The 12,540-nt window shown below is 57.9% G+C and carries 12 protein-coding genes; 6 read left to right on the top strand and 6 right to left on the bottom strand.

The features are described from left to right. Positions 1-21: 21 nt before the first annotated feature. The 3 genes from H4N61_RS03330 (at position 22) to H4N61_RS03340 (ending at position 3,295) form a co-directional block, all read left to right on the top strand. On the top strand, positions 22-1,242 hold the full coding sequence (locus H4N61_RS03330) for an extracellular solute-binding protein (RefSeq protein WP_182395000.1): 1,221 nt from the start codon (positions 22-24) through the stop codon (positions 1,240-1,242). A gap of 81 nt (positions 1,243-1,323) precedes the next feature. Beyond that, positions 1,324-2,400, top strand: coding sequence for a sn-glycerol-3-phosphate ABC transporter ATP-binding protein UgpC (gene ugpC / locus H4N61_RS03335; protein ID WP_169194572.1), 1,077 nt, complete (start codon positions 1,324-1,326; stop codon positions 2,398-2,400). 46 nt (positions 2,401-2,446) lie between these two features. After that, on the top strand, positions 2,447-3,295 hold the full coding sequence (locus H4N61_RS03340) for a MurR/RpiR family transcriptional regulator (RefSeq protein ID WP_169194573.1): 849 nt from the start codon (positions 2,447-2,449) through the stop codon (positions 3,293-3,295). Between the two features lie 534 nt (positions 3,296-3,829). Here H4N61_RS03340 and H4N61_RS03345 read toward each other — a convergent pair. Beyond that, entirely contained in the window at positions 3,830-5,287 is a 1,458-nt protein-coding gene (locus H4N61_RS03345) for a M81 family metallopeptidase (protein WP_182395002.1), read from the bottom strand. Positions 5,288-5,466: 179 nt separating this feature from the next. Between H4N61_RS03345 and H4N61_RS03350 the strand changes: the two genes are divergently transcribed. Further along, positions 5,467-5,850: a RidA family protein gene (locus H4N61_RS03350; RefSeq protein WP_169194575.1), complete on the top strand. Its 384-nt coding sequence runs from the start codon at positions 5,467-5,469 to the stop codon at positions 5,848-5,850. A gap of 20 nt (positions 5,851-5,870) precedes the next feature. Further along, a complete protein-coding gene (locus tag H4N61_RS03355; RefSeq protein ID WP_182395003.1) occupies positions 5,871-6,647 on the top strand; it encodes an SDR family oxidoreductase in 777 nt (258 codons plus the stop codon). A gap of 3 nt (positions 6,648-6,650) precedes the next feature. Here the strand turns inward: H4N61_RS03355 and H4N61_RS03360 are convergent, their stop codons facing one another. Continuing rightward, complete coding sequence (locus H4N61_RS03360) at positions 6,651-7,700, bottom strand: alanine racemase (RefSeq protein ID WP_248306560.1); 1,050 nt, start codon at positions 7,698-7,700, stop codon at positions 6,651-6,653. Between the two features lie 348 nt (positions 7,701-8,048). Between H4N61_RS03360 and H4N61_RS03365 the strand changes: the two genes are divergently transcribed. Next, positions 8,049-8,798, top strand: coding sequence for an SDR family oxidoreductase (locus H4N61_RS03365; protein ID WP_169194577.1), 750 nt, complete (start codon positions 8,049-8,051; stop codon positions 8,796-8,798). A 90-nt stretch (positions 8,799-8,888) separates the two neighbouring features. On the opposite strand, the gene H4N61_RS03370 is transcribed toward H4N61_RS03365, so the two are convergent. The 4 genes from H4N61_RS03370 to H4N61_RS03385 are packed head-to-tail and all read right to left on the bottom strand — an operon-like array spanning position 8,889 to position 12,474. Further along, a complete protein-coding gene (locus H4N61_RS03370) occupies positions 8,889-9,794 on the bottom strand; it encodes an ATP-binding cassette domain-containing protein (protein WP_169194578.1) in 906 nt (301 codons plus the stop codon). Beyond that, complete coding sequence (locus tag H4N61_RS03375) at positions 9,791-10,609, bottom strand: ABC transporter ATP-binding protein (protein WP_169194579.1); 819 nt, start codon at positions 10,607-10,609, stop codon at positions 9,791-9,793. Before H4N61_RS03375 ends, H4N61_RS03370 begins: the two co-directional genes overlap by 4 nt. After that, a complete protein-coding gene (locus H4N61_RS03380; RefSeq protein ID WP_182395005.1) occupies positions 10,606-11,493 on the bottom strand; it encodes an ABC transporter permease in 888 nt (295 codons plus the stop codon). The genes H4N61_RS03375 and H4N61_RS03380 overlap by 4 nt, the downstream gene beginning before the upstream one ends. Before the next feature lie 3 nt (positions 11,494-11,496). Beyond that, the gene (locus H4N61_RS03385) at positions 11,497-12,474 is read right to left on the bottom strand and encodes an ABC transporter permease (RefSeq protein WP_169194581.1); all 978 of its coding nucleotides are present in this window, start codon (positions 12,472-12,474) and stop codon (positions 11,497-11,499) included. Between the last annotated feature and the right edge of the window lie 66 nt (positions 12,475-12,540).

Raw genomic sequence — 12,540 nt, forward strand, 5'->3', positions numbered from 1 at the left:
CCATTTTTAAGGGAGACTAATATGCTGAAGACATCTGGTTTGCTTGCTGCATCCCTGCTGGCTGTGGCCGTTGCCACACCCGCTGCCTATGCGCAGGACAAAGAAATCACTTTCATCAACTGCGGTGACGAACTCACTGAAGGCTATGCTGAAAGCTTTGCTGAGTGGGAAGCTGCCAACCCAGGCTTCAAAATCGTTCCGGAAATCGTTGGCTGGGGCCAGTGCCAGGACAAGGTAACCACGCTTGCTGCTGCTGGTACCCCAGTTGCTATGGCTTACGTCGGTTCGCGCGCTCTCAAGCAGTTTGCTGACAACGACCTCATCGTCGAAGTCCCAATGACTGAAGAAGAAAAGGCGTCCTACTACAACTACGTACCGGACACCGTAACCTTCGACGGCACCCAGTGGGGCGTTCCAGTCGCGTTCTCGACCAAGGCTTTCTACTGGAACAAGGACCTGTTCACCGCAGCTGGCCTCGATCCAGAAACCCCACCGAAGACTTGGGAAGAAAAGATCGCTTTCGCTAAGCAGATCACCGAAAAGACCGACGCTGCTGGCTATGGTCTGGTCGCCAAGACCTTCGACAACACCATGCACCAGTTCTTGCACTGGGTTTACACCAACAATGGTTCGGTGATCGATGCTGAAGGCAACATCACCCTGAACTCGCCACAGGTTCTGGCCGCTCTCGAAGCGATCAAGGCAATCGTTCCTTACTCGGAAGAAGGCCCAACCGCTTACGAACAGAACGAAGTTCGCGCGATCTGGCTCGATGGTGGCGTTGCCATGATCGAAGCGTCCCCAGGTGCTGCAAACCTGGCGACCGAAGCTGGCATGAACTGGGGTGTTGCTGACCTTCCACGTGGTCCAGACGCACAGGGTCCAGGCACGCTCCTGATCACCGACGCTCTTGCAATCTTCAAGGGCACCGGTGTTGAAGAACAGGCTATCAGCCTTGCCAAGTTCCTCACCGACGGTGAACGCCAGTTCGCAGCTGAAATGGCTCAGGGTCTGACCCCACTGCGTCCACTCCAGCCACAGACCGAAGAAATGGTTGCTGCCAAGCCATACTGGAAGCCATTCCTCGACGGTATCGAGTTTGGTGGTCCAGAGCCTCTGTTTGCTGACTACATCGGCCTGCAGAACGTCATGATCGAATTGGTTCAGTCGGTTGTCACCGGCGCTGCTGAGCCAGCTGCGGCCCTCGAAAAGGCTGCCGGCGAACTCGAGCAGTACAAGTAAGGTCTGTCCGACCTAGTCGCCGCCCTGCCAACCGGGGCGGCGGCACCCAAGAGAGAATAATGCCGTCGGGAGCCGACAACCATGTCGCAGTTGAGCCTCAAAAACCTCGAAAAGTCCTTTAATGAAGCACGCATCATTAAAGGCATTGATCTGGACGTCGCCGAAGGCGAATTCGTGGTCTTCGTCGGCCCATCTGGTTGCGGCAAGTCCACGCTCCTCCGCATGATTGCGGGCCTAGAGGACGTCACCTCGGGCTCCATCGAAATTGGCGGTAAGCCCGTCAACGATCTTCCCCCGGTTCAGCGTGGCATTGCCATGGTGTTCCAGTCCTATGCGCTCTACCCGCATATGTCGGTGTATGAAAACATCGCCTTCCCGCTGCGCGTTGAAAAACTGCCGCAGGCCGAAGTCGACAAGCGCATCGCCGCCGCCGCCAAGGTGCTCCAGCTGGAAAGCCGTTTGCAGCACCGTCCGGGCCAGTTGTCTGGTGGTCAGCGCCAGCGCGTTGCGATCGGTCGCGCGATCGTCCGCCAGCCTAAGATTTTCCTCTTCGACGAACCGCTCTCCAACCTTGACGCAGCGCTTCGTTCGGAAATGCGTATCGAGCTTATGGAGCTGCACAAGCGCCTCGGCTCGACCATGATCTACGTGACCCACGATCAGGTTGAAGCCATGACCATGGCCGACAAGATCGTCGTCCTTGATCACGGCAATATTGCTCAGGTCGGCTCCCCTCTCGAGCTGTACCACAAGCCTGACAATCTCTTCGTGGCTGGCTTCATTGGCTCGCCCAAGATGAACTTCATCACCGGCAAGGTGACCTCGGCCGATGGCACGACCGCTCAGGTCGATCTGGGTGCTCTGGGCACCATCGGTCTGCCGCGCACCAGCACCGCGATTGTTGGCCAGCAGGTGACCCTGGGCATTCGTCCTGAACACCTCAAGCTCAATGGCGGCGATTTCAAAATCGAAGTCACCCCGAGCATTGTCGAACAGCTCGGTATCCACTCGATTACCTATTCGACCCTGCCAGCCGGTGAAAACTTCATCGGCCTCTTCGAAGGCAATCCGAACCTGGCCGATGGGCAGAAGGTTACACAGGGCTTCGATTTGGCACAGGCTCACCTGTTCGACGCCAACGGTCTGGCTGTGTACTAAGCCGCTACGACATTAGCGGGGTAAGTTCATGCTGGACCTAGTGGGAATGCTACAGACCGAGAAGGATAGTTTCACACGCTCAGAGCGCGTGTTGACAGATATCGTTCTTGCAGACGTCGATGGCGCTCTCAAAATGTCCATCGTGGACTTGGCCGCCCAAGCTGACGTGTCGCCGCCAACGGTGACACGTTTCTGCCGCCGCCTCGGCTGCGACAGCTACGCCGATTTTAAAGTCCGTCTGGCACAGTCCCGCTTCGTCGGTCAGCGCTATTTCGCGCCCTCATCTGGTCCGTCCAGCGTGCGCGAAATCGCCCAGGGCGTCATCAACGGCATTCAATCGACGGTTTATGACACCTTCGAGACCTGCGATTTCGACGCCATCGATAGCGCTGCCGAAGCCATTGTACGGGCCAGTTTCGTCATGACCTTTGGCTCCGGAGGCGCGTCCTCCATGCTGGCCACGGAAACCGAAGCCCGCTTCTTCCGGCTGGGTCTTAAGGTGGCATCCTCGGTTGACCATCAAATGCAGATGATGCGGGCTGCCTCCGCTCCAGCGGAAAGCGTGGTCGTCGCCTTTTCGCTCTCGGGCAATAACATGCCGCTGGTCAATGCGATCTCGGTGGCCAAGGAATACGGCGCGACCTGCGTAGTGCTCACCCGTGCCAATTCCCCCATGGCCGCGCAGGCCGACATTTTCGTGCCTGTAACCTGGCGTGAAAATCAGGACATTCTCCGCCCCACGCCGAGCCGCTACTCCTTCCTGGCCGTGCTCGACATTCTCTCCCAGACCGTCGCCGCCCGCCTCGGCCCGCAAGCCGTCGTCAGCATGCGCCGCATTAAGCACCAGTTGGTCATCCACCGCGACGGCGACGACGCCCAACCGCTAGGCGACTAACGCTCCTTACCCGTCTCTTTCTCACCTCTCCCTTTCTTACCTCTCCCTCTGGGGGAGAGGTCGGCCGCAGGCCGGGTGAGGGGGCCTTCAGCCCCTACACAACTCCTCGTACCCTCCACTCCGTCATCACCCGACTTGATCGGGTGATCCAGACCGTCATCGCAACGAACCAGATCGCCCTCCAAGTCACCCAGCGACGGCGCCACGCGAGCACACCTCTTACCTCTCCCTCTGGGGGAGAGGTCGGCCGCAGGCCGGGTGAGGGGGCCTTTAGCCCCTACACATACTCCCACGCCCCTCCACCCCGTCATCACCCGATTTGATCGGGTGATCCAGACCGTGCCCGCGACGAACCAGATCGTCCGCCAAGCCAGCCCATGCCGGCGCCACGCGAGCACACCTCTTCACCTCTCCCTCTGGGGGAGAGGTCGGCCCAGAGGGCCGGGTGAGGGGGCCTTCCCATCCCCGCGAACTCCCCCCAAAACAAAAAAAGCGGGGCCAAAACCCCGCTTCTCAATTCAATAAAACCGCTGCTTACGCCCAAGGATTGGCCACCATTGGCCAAATGTCCTTACGCGCCTTGCGGTAGTTGGTTTCAGCTGGCTTGTTCGGATAGGGTTTCCCCGCCGAGCAATAGATGATCTGCGACGCTATTCTCGAAAAACTGTCGTAGAAATGGTTGGTCGACTTGATCAGCAGATATTTCTGCTTGGTTGGGTCAATTCCCATCACCGAATAGAGGCTCGGGTCAAAGCTCTGCGCGCGGGTCGAGTTGAGGATCACATCGATCCCGTCGAAGTGGATCCAAACGCTATCGCCAAACGGCGCGAAACTATCGCCGAACTTCATCTCGGCATTGCGCACGAGCTTCTTCACCGTCACCGTGCGGTCAATAGGACTGCCTGTAAACGGCGCCGATTTTGCCCCAAAGCGCAGGGGGATTTCTGCCCCTTCGCCCGCTGCAAAACAAATCTGCACCGCAATCGGGTCCCAGATTGTGCCCACAGCAAGGCCGGTTGCGCCCTGCGCCATGAACTCTTCCAAGAGCAGGGTCGCATCGCCCGAAGTGCCGCCGCCCGGATTGTCCCATACGTCGGCGATCACCACTGGAAACTGCGTTGCAGCAAGCGCCTGCGCCACGGCAGTCTTTTCGTCCACCTGGCTGACCATGAAGGTGCCGCGCAGATCGAACAGTTCGCGGCCGATCTTTTCGGTCAGTTCCGCGCCGAGGGCGGGATTATTGTCAGTGATGGCGACAACCTTGGTGCCCATTTCCGGCACGTCGCCTGCCATGAAGCCATGCACGACCGAGAGCGAGAGCAGACCGGGAATGGTCTTTTCCATCTCCATCATGCGGTCAACAATGCCGCGCATCGGCTGCTTTGAGGTTGGGAACACATCGATCATGCGGCAATCGAAAATGCTCATATGGGGCGTGACTTCGCCCTTGAGCGCCTTCACCGCGATGTCCCAAAGGTCTCGCGCGCGATCAACGAAATCAGTGTGCGGGAATTCTTTGAAGTAGACGAAGAAATTGGCCTGCGCCGCACGCTTGGCGGTGAGGTGGCTATGCGGATCAAGCTCGGCGCAGATCAGCACGTCTGGCCCAACGATTTTGCGCACACGGAAGAGGAAATCGCCTTCCGGGTCGTCATAGCCCTGCGCCACCATCGCGCCGTGCAGGCCAAGCACCAGACCGTCGAGCGGCAGAGCGGCTTTAATCTGCTCCAGAATTTCGTCGCGCAATTCTTCATAGGTGGCGCGTGCCACCATGCCAGCCGGGTCTGCCCAACTGGCCGAGCCCTCAATCAGCGTCCAGCCTTCGCGCGCGCACACTTCACGGCCAACAGTGATCGGTGCGCTGCACAGTGTAGGCGTCGCCGGATGCTCACCCGGTTTTGCATAAAGTGATGCTTCGAAAGCGCGCTTATCGACGGCGATGGGAGAAAAAGTGTTTGTTTCGGTCGCTAGGGCCGCAGTGAAGAGGCGCAATTTTCTATCCAAACTTTGGTCGCGCTGAGGTCTTCAAACGCTACACCATGTTTTTGCGCTGATCACGTAAGAAATTTACATTCTGAGTTCGATTTTATCGCCGCAGATGCGCAATTGCCGTTATGCTGCCTTCAATAACGAAATTCCGTTACATAAAACCCGTGTTTTGGAGGTGCAGAATGCCGATCAAGCGTTATGGAGCCGAGAAAGCAGGCGCTGGTGGCCAGAACTTGCCATTTGCCCGCGCTGTTGAAGCCAATGGCTTCCTCTTTGTGTCTGGCCAAGTGTCGATGAAAGATGGCGAAATTGTTGGGCATGGGATTGTCGAACAGACCCATCTGACCATCAAGAACCTCATCGCGATCCTCGAAGAGGCTGGCTACGGCCTTGAGCATGTCGTCAAGTGTGGCGTCTGGCTCGATGACCCGCGCGACTTCTGGAGCTTTAACGCGGTTTACAAGAGCTATTTTGGCGAACATCCGCCAGCCCGCTCCGCCGTTCAGAGCCACATGATGGTCGACTGCAAAGTCGAAATCGACTGCATCGCCTATAAAGGCCCATAAGTTAAACCGAGACGTCTCCCATGCCCCAATCGCCGTTTCGCCTTGATGGCAAAACCGTTCTGATTTCTGGCGCTGGCGGCGGCATTGGCCGCACGCTGGTGCAGATTTTTGCCGATGCTGGTGCCAAGGTCATCGGTGCAGACCGCACCGCCGCAGATCTGGAGGGCCTGCCGATTGCAGGTTCGGTCCTGTTCGATCAGGCCGATGCCAAAGCCACGCGCGCCGCCATCTCCGCCTATCTGGAAGCCAACGGCCCACTCGATGGTGTGGTCGCCAATGCTGGCTTCACCCGCGCTGAACACTTTGGTCATCTCAATGATGATGTTTGGTCCAGCGAAATGGCGATCAATCTCAACGGCGCTTATGCGCTGGTTGACCCGATCACCGAAGCCATGGCCTCGGCCAACAAGGGCAGCATTGTCTTTGTCACCTCGGTCAACGCACTAGGCCATTACGGCAACCCGGCTTACTCGGCGGCCAAGGCTGGCCTTGTCGCCTATGCCAAGGGCATTGCTGTTGAATATGGCGAGAAGAATGTGCGCGCCAATACCGTAGCGCCCGGTTCGGTTCGCACCCCGGCCTGGGATCATCGCCTCGCGGCCGATGGTACGCTTTTGGACAATGTGCTGCCGCACTATCCGTTGGGCCGCATGGTCAGCCCAACAGAAGTGGCTAATGCTGCGCTGTTCTTGATTTCCGATGCTGCATCGGGCGTCACCGGCGTCACCATTCCTGTCGACGCCGGTCTAACCGCAGGCAATCTGCGCTTTGTGGATGAGGTCCTGCGCGGTCGCTGACGCTTAGCGCGTCAGCCCTCGTGCATCCACCTTCCACTCACCAATCACTTGGCCGCCTTGCACAATCGTGAGGCGGTCATGCAGGTTCACAACCGGACAGACGTGGTTCGGTACAATTTCCAGCACTTCCCCAACCACAGGTTTTGTCGCGCAAGCTGAAACGTCGAGCATGCCGTGCTCTTCGCTGATGCGCTCGATGATGGCATCTGGATATCCAAGCACTAGGCCGTGGCCCTTGGCACTGCCACCCGCCATGTCGCTGGTAAACGTCTTGCTGCCAGCATCGATAATGGCGCGGTCTTCCGTCGGGCGGCTGACGACTGTCGCGTAGAGATGCAAAGCGGTCTCTTCAAGCGTTGCCGCGCCTGCTTCCATAATCATGCGGTCGTTGAAAATATACGTACCGACGCGCAATTCGGTTACGCCCGCGCTCTTGTGGGTCCGGAAAGCGCTCGGCGTGCCGCCGCTCGAGACCGTGCGAATTTCAAGGCCCTTGTCCGCGAACTGCTTCTTAGCCTCTGCCACGAAGGGCGCGGTCTGCTCCGTAGTCGGGTAGGTCATGAGACCTTCGAGAACAAGGTTCTTCTCCGCCGCGACCGCGACCGCCAAAGCCGTGGCCTGTTCCACGGTCTGCACGCCCGTGCGCTTCATGCCGCTATCGAACTCAACGAGAATCTTGATCGGCTTTCCCGCGACCTCGGCAGCAGCAGCAGCGGTCTCAATGCCCTCGACACTATCAACGGCGACGGTCATGTCCGCGCGCTTTGCCAGTTCAGCCAGGCGCGCTGCTTTAAACGACCCGATCTGCGGATAGGAGATCAGAATATCGGTGATCCCCGCATCCGCCATCACTTCGGCTTCCTGCAATTTTTGGCAGGTGATGCCAACAGCGCCGAGCTCCAATTGGCGTTTCGCCAACTGCACGATCTTATGCGTCTTAATATGCGGGCGCAGTTTCAACCCATGCGCATCGGCATAAGCCTGCATCTTGGTCAGATTGGCATCAACGCGGTCGAGATCGACAACGGGGGTCGGCGTTTCAATAGTGAGCACGATACACTCTCAGCATGAACTTGGGTTGGCCAAAACTAACCTGCCTTGGGTGTGCCGTCAGCCTCAAACAACACAATAGTGCGGGTTGTGCCGATTTTCATTCCGACTTGGATTCTTGAAAATGGGCCGTTCATTTTCCACGCTCAGCGGCGATCAGTTACACCAAAACGGCGGAACGATGTGAATGCGACGCCACGGCCCCGAAAATGCACCAAAGTGCCCAGTGAAGGCCTACCCGCAGGCCCTTAAGTGCCAGCCAAATGCCACTCAAACGCCCAAGAGTTACAAGACTAGAGACACAAAACCTGAACCGTGGAATATGGCTATAAGTCAAAATGGGAGGGCGTCATGACCAAGGTTGCAATCGTCACTGGTGGCGGAACGGGGATCGGCAAGGCAATCGTTAAGTCCTTGCTTGCAGATGGTTTTTCCGTCGCCCTCTTCGGTCGTCGCTTAACCGTCCTAGACGAAGCCGCGCACGAACTCGACCCGAGTGGCCAGCAGACTCTCACCGTACCAGTCGACATCGGCGACCGTGACGCCGTCGAAGCAGCCTTCCAAACCGTCATCACCCATTGGGGCCGGCTCGATCTTCTGGTCAACAATGCCGGCATGGGCGCGCCACCTATCCCATTGGAAAATCTGACAAAAGAACAGTGGCGCAATGTCGTGTCTGCTAACCTAGACGGGGCATTTTTCTGCACGCAGTTCGCCTTTAAGCAGTTTAAAGCGCAGTCCCCACAGGGCGGCCGGATCATCAACAATGGCTCCATCTCAGCCACAACGCCCCGCCCGAACTCCTCGCCCTATACCGCTACAAAACATGCGATTTCCGGCCTGACCAAGGCTTCCTCGCTAGACGGTCGCGCCTTCAACATTGCGGTTGGACAAATCGACATTGGCAACGCCCAGACCGACATGACCAAAGCCATGACCACCGGCATTTTACAGCCGAATGGCCAGACCATGGTTGAGCCAACAATGGACGTCGAACACGTCGCTAAGGCCGTGAGCTACATGGCAAATTTGCCCCTAGACGCAAATGTACTCACCATGACCGTAATGGCCACTACAATGCCATTCGTAGGGCGTGGCTGAGGGCTGTAACTTTGACCGATCCGTATTTTGTTGACGGCGATCCTCGCCGACCAAGCAACGCGCGAGGCTTCCCCCGCGCGTTCCTAAATTTTATTCGGCCATTGGGCGGATGAAGTGGTTCTCGGCAATCTGGTGAATATTAGATTGGGGCAGGGCGGAGCGACGGCGAATGTCTTCGATCTGTTCTAGCTCACCCGGTTGCGCCGCATCGAAGCGTCGATCCGGGTCCGGCACCGCCGCCAACAAGAGGCGGGTATAGGGGTGCTGCGGATTGGTCAGAACGCTGTCGGTTGCGCCCCATTCGACGATCTGCCCCGCATACATCACCATGATGTCCTCGGCGACAAAACGGGCAGTGGCGATGTCGTGTGTGATATAGAGAAGAGCGAGATTATCGTTCTTTTTCATATCGTTAAGCAAGTTTAACACGCCAAGGCGCACCGATACGTCGAGCATTGACGTTGGCTCGTCGGCAACGATGACCTTGGGGTTCACCGCCAAAGCGCGGGCAATCGAAATACGCTGACGCTGACCGCCCGAAAGCTCGTGCGGATATTTCTTCATCACCAGCTCGGGGTCGAGGCGGACGCGACGCAGCAGCTCTTCGACCTTCTCGTGGCGCTGCGCCTTATTGAGCTGCTTCTGATGCAGTTTGAGCGGGCGCTCGAGATGGTAGAAAATTGTATGCGTTGGGTTCAGCGACGAGAATGGGTCCTGAAACACCATCTGCACCGAAGCTCTGTAGTCCTTGAGCGCCTTGGTATTGGCCTTGCCGAGCGGCTGACCATTGAACATCAACTGGCCCTCCTCTGGCGTATACTCTCGCATGATGAGGCGTGCAGCCGTGGTCTTGCCGGAGCCGCTTTCGCCCACCAGGGCGAGGGTGCGACCGGCATGAAGGCCAAAGCTGACCGAGCGTGCGGCATAGACCGGATTGGTGGCCCGACCGAAGACTTTTGAGACATTGTCGAGGGCGAGAACTGGTGACTGGCTCATGCCGATGCCTCCGGGCGGATTTGCTCGCCATGGAGCTTGGGCATCGAGGCCCAGAGTTTCTTGGTGTAGTCGTGCTGGGGCGAATTATAGATCGTCTGGCTGTCGTTGCATTCGACCATCTCGCCACTGAGCATAATGCCAATGCGATCGCTGACCTGCACCATCAGCCCCAGATCATGGGTGATGAACAGCACGGAAAAGCCCAAGCGCTTGCGTAGTACGTCGATGCGCTGAAGGATTTCGCGCTGCACCACCACGTCGAGCGCTGTCGTTGGCTCATCCATGATCAGCAGCTTTGGATTGAGCGACAAACAGATAGCAATAACAATACGTTGGCGCATGCCGCCCGAACATTGGTGCGGGTAAACGTCGAGGCGATCCGGCGAAATGTCGACCAGCTTGAGCAGTTCTGCTGCCCGCTCACGGGCTTCGGCGCGGGTGACCTTGGTGTGAGTTTTCAGCACATCGTAGAACTGGTCTGCGATGGTCAAAACCGGATTGAGCGAGTTCATCGCGCTCTGGAACACCATGGCCACTTCGCGCCAACGGAAGCTTTTCAGCTCCTTGTCGTTGAGCTGCAGCACATCGCGGCCGCCAACGATAATCTCACTGCCCTTACGGATCAGGGCCGGGGGGCGATGCAGGCGGCTAATCGCAAAAGCGATCGTGCTCTTGCCGCAGCCGGACTCTCCAGCGAGGCCAAAAAACTCGCCCGGTGCGATGTCGAAGCTGACGTCTTTAACGGCGCTGAAATTCTTGTCCGCGCCAATATAGTCGATGTTGAGGTTACGAACTGAGAGAACGGGATAGGTCATAGCTTGCCCTCTCCAAGACGGACCATTCTGGTCCAACGTGTCAGCATGCCCCCGGTGCGCAGACGCGGATTGGCGATCTCGTCGATGGCGAAGTTGATGAGCGCCAAGCTGAGGCCCAGCACGGCCAGAGCAAAGCAAGGCGAGAGCAGGTCCCACCACGCGCCAACTGACAGCGCCGAAGCGTTCTGCGCGTTGAACAACATGATGCCCCAAGAGACGGTATTCGGATCGCCAAGGCCGAGGAACTCAAGGGTAGCTTCGGTGATGACGGCGTAAATAACCGAGCCGATGAAGTTGATGCCAACAATGGAGATCAGGTTCGGGAAAATCTCGAGCGCCATGATGCGCCATGCCGGTTCACCGAGCATTTCGGCGGATTTGACATAGTCGCGCTGGCGAATGGAAAGGGTTTCCGAACGGGTGACCCGCACGCCCCAGGCCCATGAGGTAACCCCCAAAATAAGGGCGATTACCAAGGGGCTAGCCTGACCAATGAATGCGGCCAGAACCAGCAACAACGGCAGGTTGGGAACAACGAGGACCATGTTGGTGAAGAAGTTGATCACTTCATCGACCACACCGCCCTTATAGCCCGCAATAATGCCCAGCACGGTGCCAATCACGGTGATGAGCAGACCTGCGCCAAAGCCCACGGCGAGAGAAACGCGGGCGCCATAGATCAGGCGGGTGAACACGTCATGCCCAAGGCGGGTTGTGCCCAGCCAGTGGTCCGCAGAAGGCGGCTGGTGCGGACGGCCAACGCGCTGGGTTGGGCTGTATTCCGTTAGGAACGGCGCGAAGATCGCGACGAGGATGATAAGGAACAACAGCGAAAGCCCAATCACGGCTTTCTTGTTATGTTTGAGTTGGTTGAGCAGGTCCATGACTTACGCCTTCTTCAAGCGCGGATCGAGCAGGACATAGCTCAGATCGACGACAAAATTGGAGACCAGCATTGCGGCGGTCATGATCAGCAACTGCCCTTGGATGACGGGATAGTCGCGAGCCAGAATGGCTTGGTAGAGCGTGTTGCCGAGGCCGGGGTAGTTGAACACCACTTCCACCACCAGCGCGCCACCGAGGACTGTGCCCAATGCAATGGCAAGGCTCGATACGGTCGGCAGCAGCGCGTTACGCGCCGCGTACCAGATCATGACGCGATTGTCGGAGAGGCCCTTGGCGCGACCCATGACGATGTAATCTTCGCCCAACAGGTTGATCATATTGTTGCGCATGGTCACGGCGAAGCCGCCGGTCATGACGAATAGCATGGTCAGCAGCGGCAGAGTGCCGTGACGAATGACGCTCCAGATATACTCGCCGCTAAAGGCGGGATCGAGCATGGGGTCTGCAGCATAGCCATTGGGGAACCATTTCAGCGTGTAGCCAAAGATGAACAGCATCACCAGCGACACCACAACGGCCGGAACCGAGCTGGCAAAAATCGCCAGTAGGGACACGAAGGAGTCGAATATCGTGCCACGACGCCAAGCGGCCATAACACCGAGCAAGGTACCCAAGACGAACGACAGAACGGTGGCGAGGCCCATTAGCCCCAGCGTCCAGACCAGAGCGCGCATCAGCAGCTCTGTCACGGGCAGCGGGAAAAACTTGATCGAGCGGCCGAGATCGCCGGTAAATACGCTCTTGAGATAGGCCAGATATTGCTCGCCAATCGGCGCATCGATGAAGCCAAATGTCAGCTTCAGAGCGTTCAGATTTTCGAGGCTGAGTTCAGAACCCGCGCTCGCAAACATGATCTGGATAGGATCGCCGGGCATAAGGCGCGGCAGGAAGAAATTGATTGTCGCAGCAACGATAAAGGCGGCGAAATAGAATGCGAGCCGCCGAAGCAGGAAAGCCATCAGCTGTCATCCCTTCTGTGTCCCGCGCGTTCCGCCGCGGGGGTCGGGAGAGCGTCGTTCAACGCC

This window comes from Devosia sp. MC521 (assembly GCF_014127105.1).
Lineage (GTDB): Bacteria > Pseudomonadota > Alphaproteobacteria > Rhizobiales > Devosiaceae > Devosia.

What these genes read in the sequence shown, in the direction of transcription:
- H4N61_RS03330 (WP_182395000.1), top strand. Translation starts at nt 22, where the DNA reads ATGCTGAAGACATCTGGTTTGCTTGCTGCATCCCTGCTGGCTGTGGCC.
- ugpC (WP_169194572.1), top strand. Translation starts at nt 1,324, where the DNA reads ATGTCGCAGTTGAGCCTCAAAAACCTCGAAAAGTCCTTTAATGAAGCA.
- H4N61_RS03340 (WP_169194573.1), top strand. Translation starts at nt 2,447, where the DNA reads ATGCTACAGACCGAGAAGGATAGTTTCACACGCTCAGAGCGCGTGTTG.
- H4N61_RS03350 (WP_169194575.1), top strand. Translation starts at nt 5,467, where the DNA reads ATGCCGATCAAGCGTTATGGAGCCGAGAAAGCAGGCGCTGGTGGCCAG.
- H4N61_RS03355 (WP_182395003.1), top strand. Translation starts at nt 5,871, where the DNA reads ATGCCCCAATCGCCGTTTCGCCTTGATGGCAAAACCGTTCTGATTTCT.
- H4N61_RS03365 (WP_169194577.1), top strand. Translation starts at nt 8,049, where the DNA reads ATGACCAAGGTTGCAATCGTCACTGGTGGCGGAACGGGGATCGGCAAG.
- H4N61_RS03370 (WP_169194578.1), bottom strand. Translation starts at nt 9,794, where the DNA reads ATGAGCCAGTCACCAGTTCTCGCCCTCGACAATGTCTCAAAAGTCTTC.
- H4N61_RS03375 (WP_169194579.1), bottom strand. Translation starts at nt 10,609, where the DNA reads ATGACCTATCCCGTTCTCTCAGTTCGTAACCTCAACATCGACTATATT.
- H4N61_RS03380 (WP_182395005.1), bottom strand. Translation starts at nt 11,493, where the DNA reads ATGGACCTGCTCAACCAACTCAAACATAACAAGAAAGCCGTGATTGGG.
- H4N61_RS03385 (WP_169194581.1), bottom strand. Translation starts at nt 12,474, where the DNA reads ATGGCTTTCCTGCTTCGGCGGCTCGCATTCTATTTCGCCGCCTTTATC.